The sequence below is a fragment of the Halobacterium bonnevillei genome (assembly GCF_009831555.1).
Taxonomy (GTDB): Archaea; Halobacteriota; Halobacteria; order Halobacteriales; family Halobacteriaceae; genus Halobacterium; species Halobacterium bonnevillei.
Map to the genome: position 1 here is coordinate 1 of NZ_WUUU01000069.1, position 15005 is coordinate 15005.

Sequence of the window (15005 nt, forward strand, 5' to 3'; positions counted from 1 at the left end):
GTGGCGCCGTGTTCGCCGCCGTCAGCCGCGACGCTCGGGCCGCGCTGGAACATCCGCCCGAACACGTCGTCGGAGGCGGGTCGCGGCTCGGCCGGGTTGCGCTGGCTGACGTCCCGCATCCGCTGTTCAGTCATCGGCGGACACCTCCGGTTCCCGCTCGGATTCGGACTCGGTCTCCTGTTCGGCCCACGCGAACAGGTCGCGCAGGCGCTCGCCGACGTCCTCGATGTCGTGGTTCTTCTCGGCCTTGCGACGCTGGCGGTACGACGGCCGCCCGGCCTGGTTCTCCGCGACCCACTCGGTCGCGAACTCGCCGTTCTGGACCTGCTCGAGGACCTCCTCCATGTTCTCGCGGACCGAGTCGTCGACGACGGCGTCGCCGCGCGTCAGGCCGCCGTACTCGGCCGTGTCCGAGACCGAGTCCCACATCGCGCCGAGGCCGCCCTCGTACATCAGGTCGACGATGAGCTTCAGCTCGTTCATGCACTCGAAGTACGCCATCTCGGGGCTGTACCCGGCGTCCACGAGCGTCTCGTAGCCCGCCTTCGTGAGTTCGGCGACGCCGCCACAGAGGACGGCCTGCTCGCCGAACAGGTCGGTCTCGGTCTCCTCGCGGAACGTCGTCTCCACGACGCCGGCGCGCGCACACCCGATGGCGTCGGCGTACGCCAGCGCCTCCTGTTTCGCGTGTCCGGAGGCGTCCTGGTAGACCGCCAGCAGCGCGGGCGTCCCCTGGCCCGCCTCGTAGTTCCGGCGCACGAGGTGGCCGGGGGACTTCGGCGCGATCATCGTCACGTCGACGCGCTCCGGCGGCTCGATCTGGCCGTAGTGGATGTTGAATCCGTGCGCGAACTGGAGCGTGTCGCCCGCGTCCAGTTCCGGTTCGATTGCCTCGAAGACCGACGGCTGGACGGTGTCCGGCACCAGCACCGACACGACGTCGGCTTCGCTGGCGGCCTCGACGGGCGTCTCGACGCGGAGGCCGTCGGCTTCGACGGCCGACCGCGTCGACGAATTCTCGCGGAGGCCGACGACGACGTCGACGCCGCTGTCGTCGAGGTTCTGCGCGTGCGCGTGTCCCTGGCTCCCGTAGCCGAGGACAGCGACAGTCTTGTCGTCGACGTAGCGTCGGTCTGCGTCCGATTCGTGGTACACTGGCTGCGTGAAATCTGCGTCTGTCATTTGAGGTGGTCTGGAACGACTGCGGTCTTGGTTTCGCCACGAGCCAGCGCCGTCTGTCCGGTCCGCGCAATCTCGCGGATGCCGAACTGCCGGTAGGCGTCGATGGCGTCGTCTATCTTCTGCTCGTCGCCGGTCAACTCGACGGTGATCGTCCGCGGACCCGCGTCGAGGGTCTTCCCGCTGTACATCTCCGTGATCGCGTGGACCTCGTGGGGGCGCTCCGCGTCGACTTTCACCACCACGAGCTCCCGAGTCACGGCGTCGTCCGCGAGTTCGCGGACGTGGATGACGGGGACGACTTTCTCGAGTTGCTTCTCTATCTGGTCGATGCCGGGGTCCGGTTCCTCGACGACGACGGTGATGCGCGCCCAGTCGTCGTTCTGGGTGTCAGCGACGGTCAGCGACTCGATGTTGAACTGCCGCCGGCTGAACAGCCCGGAGACCCGCGCCAGCACGCCCGGTTCGTGCTCCACGAGCGCGGAGATGACCGTGCGTCGCGGCGGGTGTTCCGCCTCGGCTTCGGGGTCGATGCGGATGCCCTGGGCGTTCCGTCGCCCGGTCGGCCGCTGCCGGTCGGTCGGTGCGGGGCCGGGCAGCCCCTCCTGGTCCTGGCGCCCGCTCATAGGTGATCCCTCGAGAGCGCGAACTGGCCGTTGTCGCCGCCCGACGGCACCATCGGGTAGACTTCCTCGGTCGGGTCGATGTAGACGTCGACCACGGCCGGGCCGTCCACCGCCAGCGCCGCCTCGACGGTGTCCGGGACGTCGTCGTAGTCCTCGATGCGGAAGCCGTCGGCGCCGAACGCCTCGGCGAGTTTGTCGAACTTCGGGACCCACGGGTACTCCGAGGCCATCCGTCGGCCCTCGAAGAACGCGTCCTGCCACTGGCGGACCATCCCGATGGCCTCGTTGTTCAACACGAACACCGTGATGTCCATCTGTTCGCGCACCGCGACGACCAGCTCCTGGCAGGTCATCATGAACGAGCCGTCGCCGTCGAAACAGACCACGGACTGGTCGTCGTCGGCGGCGACGCGCGCGCCGATGGCCGACGGCACCCCGTACCCCATCGCGCCGAGGCCGTGGGACGACACCCACGTCCGCGGCTCGGTGTACGTCCAGTACTGGCACGCCCACATCTGGTGCTGGCCGACGCCCGTCGTGACGATGGTGTCGTCGTCGGTGGCCGCGTCGACTGTCTCGACGACGTACTGCGGCTTCACCGGTTCGTCCTCCGGCGGCCTCGACGGCGTCGAGCCGTCGTCGGACTGGTCCGACGGAACGGCGTAGTCCAGTGGGTACTCGACCTTCCACTCCTGGCACTGGGCCACCCAGTCCTCGGTGTCGGGCGCGGCGGGCATCGCGTCGGCCAACTGCTCGACGACGGTGCCGGCGTCCCCGACCAGCGGGTGGTCGGCTTCGATGTTCTTCGAGATCTCCGCCGGATCGATGTCCACGTGGACGACCTCGGCGTCGGGCGCGAACGAGTCGACGCCGCCGGTCAGGCGGTCGTCGAAGCGCGTCCCGACCGCGACCAGGCAGTCGGTCAGCGACACCGCCATGTTCGCGTAGCCGGTGCCGTGCATCCCCGCCATCTCGAGCGCGAGGTCGTGGTCCTCGGGGAACGCACCGATGCCCGGCATCGTCGTGACCACGGGGACGTCGAACTCGGTGGCGAACGCGCGCACCTCGTCGGTGGCTTCGCCCTTCACGACGCCGCCGCCCGCCAGAATCACTGGCTTGTCGGCGTCGGCGATGGTCTCCGCGGCGGCCGCCACGTCCGCGGTGGGCGCGCGCTCCTGCACGGAGACGGTGCCCGGGACGGCCGGCTCGCTGGGTTCGGCGTCGGTCTCGCCCTGCGTCACGTCCTTCGGGAGGTCGACGACAGTCGGCCCCTGGCGGCCGTGGTCGGCCAGCGCGAACGCCGTGCTGACGTCCTCGCCGACCGTGTCCGGGCTGGACGCGAAGTAGTTCGACTTCGTGATCGGCGTCGTGACGCCGACCGTGTCCGTCTCCTGGAACGCGTCGTTGCCGACGAGTTCGGTCGGCACCTGGCCGGTCAGCGCGACCATCGGCTCGGAGTCCATGTCGGCGTCGGCGATGCCGGTGACCAGGTTCGTCGCGCCCGGCCCGGACGTCGCCATGCAGATGCCGGGGTCGCCGGTCACCATGCCGTACGCGTCAGCGGCGTGTGCGGCGCCCTGCTCGTGGGCCATCGTCACGTGCCGGATGTCCTCGGAATCGTACAGCGCGTCGTAGACCGGCATGATCGCGCCGCCCTGCACGCCGAAGACTGTGTCGACGCCCGCCGCCTCCAGCGACTCGACGACCGACGTCGCGCCTGTGCGCTTCGTCTCGCCGTCGGCGCCCTCCTCGGCCGCGTCGGCCGAGCAGTCCGTGTCGTCGTCCGTCTGTCGCTGGGCGTCGTCGCCCTGTTCGTCCCCGGGTGGACGCTCGCTGTCGCCGAAGTCCGGCACTGCGCCCTGTTCTGTCATCGATACCCCTCGTGCGGTGTGGTGTCGCGGTTGGTGGGTGTGTGGTTCATTTCGCGGCGGTCCCGTCCGGGACCCGTCGTGGATACTGCGGTGGCTGTCGGGTGTTCTCGGTGCAATCCGGTTCGATGGAGAATATTGGTAGGGGTGCTTACGCCCCTACAATACCGATAGCCACACCGCTGGCCGCGAAGAATACCGAACGTGCGGTGTGCGGCTGCATCGTGACCCGTCTTTGTGGCGCCGCGAATAAAGCTGTTGCTGGGCGCGCAATGCTTGCCGCACATCACGCGGTCACCTCACCTCGCTCGCGTTCGACGCCGACTTCGCCGGCGAACGCCCGCAGGACGGACTTCGTGACGACTTCGTCGTCGGCCGCGTGGGCTTTCACCTTCTTCGTGACCGCGCGAACCTCCTGTTCGGTCGGGTCGAACCCCTCGTCTACCAGGTGCTGGCGGACGGCGTGCGTGCCCGAGTGCTTCCCGAGCACGACCTCGCGTTGGGCGCCCACCATCTGCGGCGTCATCACGCCGGGCTCGAACGTCTCGCTGTTCTCGATGACGCCCGCGGCGTGGATGCCGGACTCGTGGGCGAACGCGTTCGCGCCGACCACGGGCTTGTTCACCGGCACCGGGACCGACGACCGGTCGGACACCAGGTCCGAGATCTCCTTGATGGCGGTCGTCTCGATGCCGGTATCAGCGCCGTAGAGGCTCTCGGCCGCCATCACGACCTCCTCGAACGCGGCGTTGCCGGCGCGTTCGCCGATGCCGTTGACCGACACCTGTACCTGGTGAGCGCCGTCCTCGACGCCAGCGAGCGCGTTCGCGGTCGCCAGCCCGAAGTCGTCGTGCGTGTGCACGTCGATGCGGGCGTCCGTGTGTTCGCTGACGAACTCGACCAGCTCGCCGAACCGGCGCGGCGTCGCGACGCCGCACGTGTCCGGGATGTTGATCCAGTCCACGTCGACGTCGTCGACGGCTTCGACGATTTCCGCCAGGTAGTCCGGGTCCGTCCGGGTGGCGTCCATCGGCGAGAACATCACTTCGACGTCGGCGGCCTTCGCCTGCTCGACGGCGTCGACGGACCGCTCGACGACTTGCTCTCTCGTACTGTGCATCGAATCCTCGATCTGTACGTCGCTCGTGGACGCGAACACGTGGACCATGTCCACGCCCGCGTTCACGGCGGTCTCGACGTCCGACTCCACGACGCGGGCGAGCCCGCAGACGGTGGCGGTACAGGACTCGGCGATGTCCGCCACGGCGTCGGCTTCCTGCTCGCTGTTCGCCGGGAACCCGGCCTCGATGACGTCGACGTTCGCGTCGTCGAGGGCGGCCGCTATCCGGCGCTTGTCCTCGTAGCTGAAGGAAGTGCGTGGCGTCTGCTCGCCGTCGCGGAGCGTGGTGTCGAAAATCCGTACAGTCTCGAACTCGTTACGCTGGGCTAACGTGCCCTCGAAGAACCCGTTCCCCCGGACTTGCACCGGGCGCCTCGTTGTGAGACATCGTGTTCCATCCACAGCTCCCCCGCCTATATACGTGTTTCCCCCTGACAGACGCCGCCGCGACTGGATTCCACACGTTCGTTCGGGGACGACTCGAAAACCGCAGGACGGCGGTACGTCAAAGGGGATATTAGGTATTGGGTAGCAGGGGAAGGACTGAATACTCAGCTCGCGGTCGTTTCGCAGGTTTTGCCCCTGTTTTCGGGGGTTCTGTGGGGGTGCGCGGCGTGCGCGCGCTCACCACGGCACGCCGGGGCGTGCTCCAGCACCACTCGGATCAGGTATCCCGGGTGTACTCGCACACCAGACGAATCAGGCCGCCCCGCCCGTACAGTGACCCATTCGACGCCCGGAATGTCGGACTCGGACTGCAGGCCCTCGACCGACAGAACACCGGACGCGGACAGCCCTTGACCGACGGACTCCCGAACTCCCACTGTCAGCCCTGGCCCGCAGACCTGACGGTTCCGATTGCGTCGCCACCCCCTCCACGTCTCCCGATTTCCGGTGACCAAACGATTATGAAACACCGTTGAAACGTACGGGTATGGACCATCCGTACGACTGCTGTCGGAGCACCGACCGCAACCGACGACCGACGACAGAACGCGCGGCATGACGGTACTGAGCACCATCCGCGGCCTCGCCGGCCGCGCGAATCCAGCCTTCGCCACCGGCATCGTCGCCGCTCCGCTCGCCGCGCTCGCCTACGCCACCACCGCCGGCACCCTCCAGGTACACACGTACGTCCACGTCATGGCGGGCGTGCTCTGGACGGGCATCGACCTCTTCATGGCGCTCGTGCTCGGACCGGTCATCGGCGGCCTCGACGTCGAGGACCGCGCGAGCGTCTTCAGCAGACTCACGCCGAAAACGTCGTTCCTCCTGCCGACGCTCGCGACGGTCACCATCGCCAGCGGCATCACGCTCGCACTCCGCATCCCCGCGGTCTTCGACCACGCACACGTCTGGCTCGCGCTGTTCACCGCCACCGCGCTCGTCCCGACGCTGCTCCTCATCGGCTGGCAGTTCGACGCCTTCCGCGACTGGCGCTGGCAAGCCTGGTTCGCCGTCGTCCTCGCGGTCAGCGGCGCCTATCTCGCCGCCACGCTCCCCGACTTCGCGTGGACCGAACCCGTATTCGTCGCCGCGCTCGCCATCGTCGCCGGCCTCTCCATCGTCGGCTTCGGCGTCCTCATGCCCGGCGAAGTCCGCATGTACCAGGAGATGATCTCCGAGACCCCCGACGCCGAACTCATCGGGGACATCGGCCTGCGGAACGCCAGGCTCGCCGGCGTCGAAGGCCTCCTCCAGCTCGGCGTCGTCGCCACCATGGTGTACATCCGCTACGGCGGCTTCTAGTCCCTGTAGACGACGTGCCACCGGATCCAGTGGACGACCCGTCCTCGAAAGCCCCGGCGCGCTCGCGGTCTGCGACTCGCTGTGCGCTCCGCTCACTCCGTTCGCTGCAGTGCTTGCGTCGTCTCGAATCGCGAGCGCGCCGCCCCTTTCAGTCCCACCCGCCGGCTAGCTGCTCTGATTGCTGCCTGTCGGGAGATCAATCGACGACGGGACTATCGGACCTCGGGATCGCGATAGCCGAAGAAATACGGGGTACTCGCGCGATCAGTTCCCGCGGCCCTGCATCTTCTCGTCTTCGGGGAGGTCGACGTTCGCCTCCCCCTTCATGCCGGAGCCGATGTTCGACGAAATCTCCGCGAGGCGCTCGGGGTCGTCCCAGTTGTTCACGGCGTCGACGACCGCGCGACCCATCGACTCGGGGTCCTCTGCGCCGAAGATGCCGGAGCCGACGAAGATGCCGTCGCACTCGTGGTGCATCATCAGCGCCGCGTCCGCGGGCGTCGCGATGCCGCCAGCCGCGAAGTTCACGACCGGCAGCCGCCCCATTTCGGCGGTCTCGTGGACGAGTTCCGCGGGCGCCTCGATGTCGCGGGCGTAGTGCTCGCGCTCCTCGTACGTCATGCCCTCCAGTTCCCGGATGGCGCTCTTGATGGTGCGCTGGTGGTGGACCGCCTGGTTCACGTCGCCCGTGCCGGCCTCGCCCTTCGTGCGGATCATCGCCGCGCCCTCGTCGATGCGGCGCAGCGCCTCGCCGAGGTTCCGAGCGCCGCAGACGAACGGCGACGTGAACTCGCGCTTGTCGATGTGGTACTTGTCGTCGGCGGGCGTCAGGACCTCCGACTCGTCGATCATGTCCACGCCCACGGCCTCCAGAATCTCGGCTTCCTTCGTGTGGCCGATGCGGGACTTCCCCATGACCGGGATCGAGACGGCGTCGATGATCTCCTGGACGTCCGCGGGGTCGGCCATCCGCGCGACGCCGCCGCGCTTGCGGATGTCCGCCGGCACGGCCTCCAGGGACATCACTGCGACCGCACCCACTTCCTCCGCGATCCGGGCCTGTTCGGCGTTCACGACGTCCATGATGACGCCGCCCTTCTGCATCTTCGCGAACCCGCGTTTCACGAGCTCGCTGCCGCGCCGCAAGTCCTCGAGGTCGGTCTCCGTAGCCATACCATGGTCTTGCATGCGACGCCGCTTTAAACAGTTGGTTGCGGAACGAACGGCCACCCCCGGCGGCGTCCGGTGACTCGACGGTCCTGCGGTCCGCCTGGATGCCAAAGGATTAGGGTCGCGGCTCCGACGCACCTGTGATGGCTAACGGAGACGACTTCGACTCGGAGTCGGCCGACGGCCCTGACTCGACCGCGAACGCCGACCGGGGGTCCGAACCGGGGCGCGGGGCGGCGTCGCAGACGGACAGCGGTTCCACGCATCCGGCCGGACGGACGGCGGACTCCGAGCCGGCGCTGGCGTCGGCGGCGGCCCCCGACCCCGAGGAGTCGGTTCGCGAGGCGATCGAACGCTCCCGCAGCGGCGCGCCCGCGGTCGGGTCGGTGGTCCGCGACCGGTTCACGTCCAACGAGATCTTCCAGCGCATCATCGCCGCCGCCGACGAGGAGATCACGTCGGGCAGCCGCGAACTGTTCTTCAGCGCGCTCGCGGCCGGGTTCGCGATCACGATCACGTTCATGCTGTACGTCTCGCTGTCCGCGCAGACGGGCGGCGACCCCGTGCTCAGCGCGCTGCTGTACCCGCTGGGGTTCATCTACATCATCATCGGCGGCTACCAGCTGTACACCGAGAACACACTCCCGCCGGTGGCGCTGACCCTCGAACGACTCGCCAGCATCCCCGCGCTGCTGCGGAACTGGGTGGTCGTGCTCGCCGGGAACTTCGTCGGGGGCGCGCTCGGCGCGACCGCGCTCGCGTTCGGCGGCGTCCTCTCCCCGGAGGCCGCGGCCGTCGCGGTCGACGTCGCTCAGAAGGGCGTCGACACGGCGTGGTGGAGCCTCTTCTCGAAGGCCGCGTTCGCCGGCCTCATCGTCGCCGGCGTCGTCTGGGTGGAGTACGCCGCCCGCGACACCATCTCGCGGATGGTCGTCGTCTACATCGCGTTCCTCGCGATTCCGCTCGGCGGCCTCTACCACTCCGTCGTCTCGTTCACGGAGATGGTCTACCTCGTCCTGCAGGGCGACCTCACGGTCGCCGTCGGCCTCTGGGACTTCGTGCTGCCCGTCCTGCTCGGGAACACAATCGGCGGCGTCGTGCTCGTCACCGTCGTCAACTACTTCCAGACGACCGAGCACCGTCTCGCGTCCGCGCGCTTCGAGGGCGCGGACCGACAGCTCTCGGTCCGCGAGTGGCTCTACGGCGGCTTCGTCGGGCGGTCGTACGTCCCCCTGATCGACCACACCGGCGAGGACGCGCTCGCGGAAGCCGACGACTACCGCATCGTCGTCCCGATATCGAACCCGCGGACGGAGACCGCGCTCGTCGAACTGGCGTGCACGCTCGCCAGCCAGAACGCCGGCGCCACCATCCACGTCGTCCACATCGTGCAGATGCCGGACCGGACGCCCACCGGCTACCGGGCGGACCGCCACGAGCGCATCGTGGAGACGTCCGACGGCCTGATGGCCGGCATCCGGGACATCGCGGACCACCACGGCATCCCCTGCGAGACGTCGACGGTGGTCTCGCATCGCTCCTTCGAGGAGATTTTCGACGTCGCCGACCGGAAGCGCGCGGACCTCCTGGTGATGGGGTGGGGCGACGACCGCCTCTGGTCGAGCGGTCGCGCGGAACGCCCGATCGACGAACTCACGAACCGGCTGCCCGCCGACGTGCTCGTGTTCCGGGACCGCGGACTGGACGCGTCCCGCGTCCTCCTCCCGGTCGCGGACAACCCCCACGCCGACCTGAACGCGGAGGTCGCGCGGTCGCTCCGCCAGACGGAGGGGTCGGAGGTTGCGCTCCTCCGGGTCGTGGACTCGCCCGACGAGCGGCCCGCGGGCAAGCAGTTCCTCGCGGACTGGGCGGCCGAACACGGCCTCGATGACGCGACGTTGCTCGTGGACGACTCCGGGGACGTCGAGTCCGCCATCGCCGCGGAGTGTGGCAACCACACGCTGCTGTTGATCGGCGCGACCTCACAGGGCCTGCTCTCGCGTCTCGTCAGGAACGCCCTGCACTACGACATCGTCAACGACACGGAGACGTCGATGATTCTCGCGGAGCGCGCCACCGACCGCACCATCCTCCAGCGGCTGTTCGGCCGGTAGCGCGCCGACTGCCGACTCCGCCTCGCGACCCGCGACTCGCTCCGCTCCGTCCGCGTTGGTTTCGACGGCTCACGGACGCTATCGTCGTGCCTCCGACCGTCAGAGCTATCTGTAATCCCGACGGCGTCCACGATATGTCGACGCCGGTCCGGTCGGACGTCCCGTGGTACGTCGCGCCGCTCCCGGAGCGGCTGGAGGACTTCGCGCTCCGGTTCGCGTGGCTCATCGTCGCGATCAACCTCGCTGGCACCGCGTTCGGGTTCTGGTACTACCGCGTCCAGTTCGAGGCGACGCCGCTACTCGCGTGGCCGCTGGTGCCCGACAGCCCCGTGGCGACGCTGTTCATCGCGCTGTCGCTGGCCGCGTACAAACTCGACTTCGACGCGGACTGGCTGCACGCGCTGGCCTTCTTCGGCTGCATCAAACTCGGCTTCTGGACGCCGTTCGTCCAGCTCGTCGTGAACGGCCAGGGCGACCTCTGGTGGGCGATGTACTGGTTCCTCGTTCTGAGCCACCTCGGGATGGCAGCCGAGGCCTTCCTCGTGCACCGATACGCGAACTTCTCCGTCCCCGCGGTCGCCGTCGCGCTCGCCTGGTACGGCTTCAACGACGTCGTGGACTACTTCGTCGCGTTCCTGGACGGCCCCCACCACACGCTCCTGCGGGCGGAAATCCTCCCCGGCGGCATCGACCACTCGATTGCCGCCCACGACCACGCCGCCGCGGGCGCAGTCGTCCTCACGCTGCTCGCGACGTTCCTCGCGCTCGCGACGCGCGTGAAGTACCTGGAAGCGCGACAAAGGGGCTGACCTGCCCAGCAGGGCGGGACAGAACGCGAGCGTCCCGGGGCGTTCCGGCGGTCTCCGAGCGGGTGCGTGAAGCCGAGGACGCGGTAGGACGGCTGGAGTGGCTTTTTCACTCCGGGCGACGAGACCACGGGTATGTACGACGCGGTCGCGGACCTGCCCTTGACTGTCGACGCAGTCTCCCTGGAAAGACTAGAGCGCGAGACGCCGGCGTTCGCACGCGCGACGACCATCGTCGCCTTGTCGGGCGCTGGCGAGACTGGTCGCGGCGAGGACGTGACCTACGAAACCGAGCACCACGACGCCCTCCGGGCGCACGAAGCGGAGACCGCCGAGGGCGAAGTGTTCGACCTCGCCGGCGAGTACACGTTCGCGGGGTTCTCCACCGCGCTCGACGACACCGACCTGTGGCCGGTCGACGACCCCGGGCGCGACGACTTCCGGGACTACCGCCGCTGGGCGTTCGAGGCCGCAGGCCTGGACCTCGCGCTCCGGCAGAACGACACCACGCTCGCGGCCGTCCTCGACCGACAGTTCGACCCCGTGCGGTTCGCAATCAGCAGTCGGCTACCGGACGGCGACGCCGCCCGCGTCGAGACGCTCCTGGAGCGCTACCCGGACGCGGAACTCAAACTGGACCCGACTGGTGACTGGCCCGGCGAGACCTTCGACTACCTCGCGGACACCGACGCCGTTCGCGTCCTCGACCTGAAAGGCCACTACGAGGACACCGACGTCGACCAGTCCGCCGACCCAGCACTCTACGAGACCGTCTTCGAGACGTTCCCGGACGCCACCGTCGAGGACCCCGCGGTCACCGACGAGACCAGGGACGTCGTCGCCGCGCACAGCGGCCGCGTCGCGTGGGACGCACCGATTCACGGCCTCGGCGACGTGCTGGACGCCCCCTTCGACGTGCGCTGGCTGAACGTCAAACCCTCCAGGTTCGGCACGCTCGAGTCCCTGTTCGAGACGCTGGCGTGGGCGTTCGACGAGGACGTGGCGCTGTACGGCGGCGGCCAGTTCGAGCTCGGCGTCGGCCGCGGCCAGATTCAGGAGCTCGCCTCGCTGTTCTATCCCGCGGGGCCCAACGACGTCGCGCCGGGCGTCTACAACGACCCGGACCTCCCGGAGAATCCCCCGAAGAGCCCGATTTCGGTACCCCGGGGCCACGTCGGCTTCGGGTTCGACTAGTCGCGGGGTCTGTCGACCCGGCGTCGTCAAGAATTTGGTGTTTGTTAGCGTACCACAAGTTATGGAGTACTTCGTCACCGGCGCGACCGGGTTCATCGGAACACACCTGGTCGAGCGCCTCGTCTCGGACGGCCACCACGTGACAGCACTGACCCGCGACCGCTGGAACGCCGACCACCTTCCCGACGCAGTCACCGTGGCCGAAGGCGACATCACGGACAAGGAGACGATGCGGGACGCGATGGCGGGCGCCGACGGCGTCTTCCACCTCGCGGCCTGGTTCCAGATCGGTCCCGGCCCGTGGAACGCCGAGAAAGCCCGCCGCATCAACGTGGACGGCACCCGGAACGTCCTCGAACTGCTGGACGAACTCGACGTGCCGAAAGGCGTCTACGTCAGCACGGTCGGCGTCTACGGGAACACCGGCGGCGAGTACGTCGACGAGTCCTACCGCTCCCCGCGGTCGTTCCCGTCGGTGTACCAGCGAACCAAGTGGGACGCCCACTACGAAGTCGCCGAACCGATGATGGACGACGGCCTCCCGCTCGTCGTCGCCTCGCTCGGCGCCATCTACGGCCCCGGCGACAAGAGCTACGGCGGGACGCCCCGAACCGGGTTCCAGGGGTTGCTCCGGGGCGACCTCCCGATGGTTCCAGACGACTTCGTGCTGCCGTTCGACTACGTCGCGGACACCGCGGCCGCCCTCGCCGCCGCGATGCAGGCCGGCGAACCCGGCGAGGAGTACATCGTCGCGAGCGAACCGCGGAACATCACAGACGTCTTCGAGGTCGCCGCCGACATCACGGGCGTCGAGATGCCGCGGTCCGTCCCGGGGTCCGCGTTCCGCTGGCTCGGTCGCGGCGTCAGCATCCTCGAGCCGATGGTACGGCCCCCGGAGGGGTTCGAGAGCGAAATGCTGCGGTTCTTCGGGACCGGACCAGTCCTCGTCGACAACGCGAAGGCCCAGCGGGAACTCGGCATCGAACATCGACCCCTGGAGGACGGCCTCCGCGAGTACCTCGCCTGGGAAGTGGACCAGCTGGGGATGGACGTCGATGTGGACGCACCAACCGACAGCGAACCGGCAGTCGGCGCGGAGCCGTGACGCAGGCCCGGCGGAATGGGCGCGCCCTTCCGTGACGGAGACGCGACGCCCCGCGACGCCGCGTCGCTTACTCGTCGTCCCGGTGCGCGCGCACCCACAGCTCCCCGATCCGGGAGAGCCGCGTCCGGTAGGACTTCCCGTGTTCCTCGCGCTCGACGTACCCCTTCCCGCCGGGTCCGAGCTTGTCCACGGTGTACGTGACCTTCGATCGGAAGCTGTCAGTGTACTCCTCGCTGAGGTCGTCGGCCAGCGTCTTCGCGAGGTCGCTGACCGAGTCGAACTCCCCGTGCTCGCCGAGCGTGTACAGGATGAGCTCCTCGAAGGGCTTCACGTTCGAGAACGACGCCACGGGGAGCTCGACGACGTGACTACCGTCGATCTCCTTCGCGCCGATTGTGGTGCCGCGCTCGTCGAACTCCGCGAGCAGGTCGCGGGCGTCCCGCAACTGGTCGGTGACGGCCGGCTCGTCGAGGTCCCCGTCCGCGACCGCTTCCAGGAGGTCGGCGCTCGCGCGCAGCTCCTCGGCGAGCTCTGTCTCGAGGTACTTCTCGGGGGCCGTGTAGTACGTGTGGATGCGCTCGCGGTCCTCCGGGTGCTCGACCATGATGGAGTGTGCGGCGGTCGCGAACGCGAACGACACCGTCCGGGGCATCGACGCGATGTTCACCCAGACCTCGCCCTCGGGGTCGGCGTCGAGTTCGTCCTCGATGAGGTCGAACGCCTGCTCGAAGGCGGCGTCGTAGTCGTAGACGTCCGACACCGACACGCGCTCGGTTTCGGCGCCGAGCAGGTTCCGGAAGTCGTCCTCGAGCTTCTGGGAGATGCGCTGGCTGTACTCGACGTTCGCCTCGCTGCCGACCGCGCCCTCCAGGAGAATCACGCGGTCGACGACCAGCTGCTCGCGCACCAGCGGCGCGATGAGCCGGTCGTAGTCGAACCCGACCGGGACGACGTGCGTCTGCATACCTGACCCAGGGGACTGGCTCGTATAAAAACCAGGAGACTCGCAGTCCTCGGTCCGCTACCAGGTCGTCGGGCCACGTTGCCTCCCTACTCGCGTTCGCTGGCCCCCTCCGGGCCGGATAATTTCCACTTCAGCAGGCTGGCTTCGCCGCGCCGAAGGACAGTACTGACCGTGGATTTGTCCACGTCGAGCTCCTCGGCGACGTCCGCGAGGCTCGTCTCTCGCGGGACCTCGAAGTACCCCATCCGGAGCGCCGTCTCCAGCACGTCCCGCTGGCGGTCGGTGAGCAGCCCGCCCCCGTCCTCGTGTCCGACCACGAACTGGGCCTCGAACGCCAGCGGACTGTCCTCGAGACCCGTTCGCACGCGGTCCAGCTGGGCGCGCGTGCCGGTGATGTCGAAGTCGAACCACCCGTCCTCGACGACGATGGGGTACTCGGGTGCCAGGTCCGACTGCTCGACGAACTCGTAGAGCGCCGTCTCTGTGGTCCGGTACCGGACTAGCAGCCGGTCGGCGGTGACGTCCAGTGGCTCGTGCCAGACGACCTGCGGGTGTGCGTCGAAGGCGTCGGCGACCGCGTCGGGATCAGCGGTCCGAGCCTCGCCGAGTTCGACCGCGCCATCTTCGTCCCTGAGTCCCGTCAGCAGCCTGAACGTGGCGTCCGGGAACTCGCGGGAGACCTCCGCTATCCACGTCTCAGGGGGTAGCTGGACGCGGAGTTGCGCGCGAATCACGCGCCACCACCACGCACTCGAACCAACATGTTGGGGTAGGGACTACGTGACTGTCGAACCACCGTAAATTCGATGGTCGAAACCGTCACGCCCGGTACGTCCTCCGGGTACGGCCCCGCCGCAGTACTCGTGGAACTCCACGACCGGAACCCGTCGCTCGCCGCAGTCACCGTGCTCATGTCGGCGCTGTTCGCCGGCTTCCTGGTCGGAACCGCGACCGATCCAAGGACCCTGGCCGGTGAGCCAGTGTGGCTCAAGCCCGCGAAGTTCGCGGCCAGCATCGCGCTGTTCACCGGGTCGCTCGCGTGGCTGACCCCGCACCTCGCCGCGCCCGACGGCGTGGTCCGAACTGCCAGCCGCGGCATCGCCGCGGGCG

12 protein-coding genes and 1 pseudogene are annotated in these 15005 nt (G+C 68.6%); 6 read left to right on the plus strand and 7 right to left on the minus strand.

Features of this window, described 5'->3' with window-relative positions:
- Positions 1 to 126: 126 nt before the first annotated feature.
- The 4 genes from ilvC to GRX66_RS09830 form a co-directional block, all read right to left on the minus strand.
- A complete protein-coding gene (gene ilvC, locus GRX66_RS09815; protein WP_159526400.1) occupies positions 127 to 1182 on the minus strand; it encodes a ketol-acid reductoisomerase in 1056 nt (351 codons plus the stop codon).
- The gene (ilvN, locus tag GRX66_RS09820) at positions 1179 to 1805 is read right to left on the minus strand and encodes an acetolactate synthase small subunit (protein ID WP_159526401.1); all 627 of its coding nucleotides are present in this window, start codon (positions 1803 to 1805) and stop codon (positions 1179 to 1181) included. Before ilvN ends, ilvC begins: the two co-directional genes overlap by 4 nt.
- Entirely contained in the window at positions 1802 to 3676 is a 1875-nt protein-coding gene (gene ilvB, locus GRX66_RS09825; protein ID WP_159526402.1) for a biosynthetic-type acetolactate synthase large subunit, read from the minus strand. Before ilvB ends, ilvN begins: the two co-directional genes overlap by 4 nt.
- Before the next feature lie 283 nt (positions 3677 to 3959).
- On the minus strand, positions 3960 to 5159 hold the full coding sequence (locus GRX66_RS09830; protein WP_325064042.1) for a LeuA family protein: 1200 nt from the start codon (positions 5157 to 5159) through the stop codon (positions 3960 to 3962).
- Positions 5160 to 5795: 636 nt separating this feature from the next.
- On the opposite strand from GRX66_RS09830, the gene GRX66_RS09835 reads away from it, so the two are divergent.
- Positions 5796 to 6542, plus strand: a complete 747-nt coding sequence (locus GRX66_RS09835; RefSeq protein ID WP_159526403.1) for a hypothetical protein — start codon at positions 5796 to 5798, stop codon at positions 6540 to 6542.
- 264 nt (positions 6543 to 6806) lie between these two features.
- On the opposite strand, the gene pdxS is transcribed toward GRX66_RS09835, so the two are convergent.
- A complete protein-coding gene (gene pdxS / locus GRX66_RS09840; RefSeq protein WP_159526404.1) occupies positions 6807 to 7715 on the minus strand; it encodes a pyridoxal 5'-phosphate synthase lyase subunit PdxS in 909 nt (302 codons plus the stop codon).
- Between the two features lie 140 nt (positions 7716 to 7855).
- Between pdxS and GRX66_RS09845 the strand changes: the two genes are divergently transcribed.
- The 4 genes from GRX66_RS09845 to GRX66_RS09860 all read left to right on the plus strand — a co-directional run bounded on the left by GRX66_RS09845 (position 7856) and on the right by GRX66_RS09860 (position 12931).
- Positions 7856 to 9826, plus strand: a complete 1971-nt coding sequence (locus GRX66_RS09845; RefSeq protein WP_159526405.1) for a formate/nitrite transporter family protein — start codon at positions 7856 to 7858, stop codon at positions 9824 to 9826.
- A 134-nt stretch (positions 9827 to 9960) separates the two neighbouring features.
- On the plus strand, positions 9961 to 10635 hold the full coding sequence (locus GRX66_RS09850; RefSeq protein ID WP_159526406.1) for a DUF1405 domain-containing protein: 675 nt from the start codon (positions 9961 to 9963) through the stop codon (positions 10633 to 10635).
- A 132-nt stretch (positions 10636 to 10767) separates the two neighbouring features.
- Entirely contained in the window at positions 10768 to 11826 is a 1059-nt protein-coding gene (locus GRX66_RS09855) for a hypothetical protein (protein WP_159526407.1), read from the plus strand.
- Positions 11827 to 11887: 61 nt separating this feature from the next.
- The gene (locus GRX66_RS09860) at positions 11888 to 12931 is read left to right on the plus strand and encodes an NAD-dependent epimerase/dehydratase family protein (protein WP_159526408.1); all 1044 of its coding nucleotides are present in this window, start codon (positions 11888 to 11890) and stop codon (positions 12929 to 12931) included.
- A gap of 67 nt (positions 12932 to 12998) precedes the next feature.
- On the opposite strand, the gene GRX66_RS09865 is transcribed toward GRX66_RS09860, so the two are convergent.
- Positions 12999 to 13895 carry an HFX_2341 family transcriptional regulator gene (locus GRX66_RS09865; RefSeq protein ID WP_159526409.1) on the minus strand — a complete coding sequence of 299 codons (897 nt, stop codon included), beginning with the start codon at positions 13893 to 13895 and terminating at the stop codon, positions 12999 to 13001.
- Positions 13896 to 13981: 86 nt separating this feature from the next.
- Positions 13982 to 14629 carry a helix-turn-helix domain-containing protein gene (locus GRX66_RS20550; protein WP_325064043.1) on the minus strand — a complete coding sequence of 216 codons (648 nt, stop codon included), beginning with the start codon at positions 14627 to 14629 and terminating at the stop codon, positions 13982 to 13984.
- Positions 14630 to 14701: 72 nt separating this feature from the next.
- Here GRX66_RS20550 and GRX66_RS09875 point away from each other — a divergent pair.
- Positions 14702 to 15005: pseudogene (locus GRX66_RS09875) on the plus strand (hypothetical protein); the annotation flags it as partial.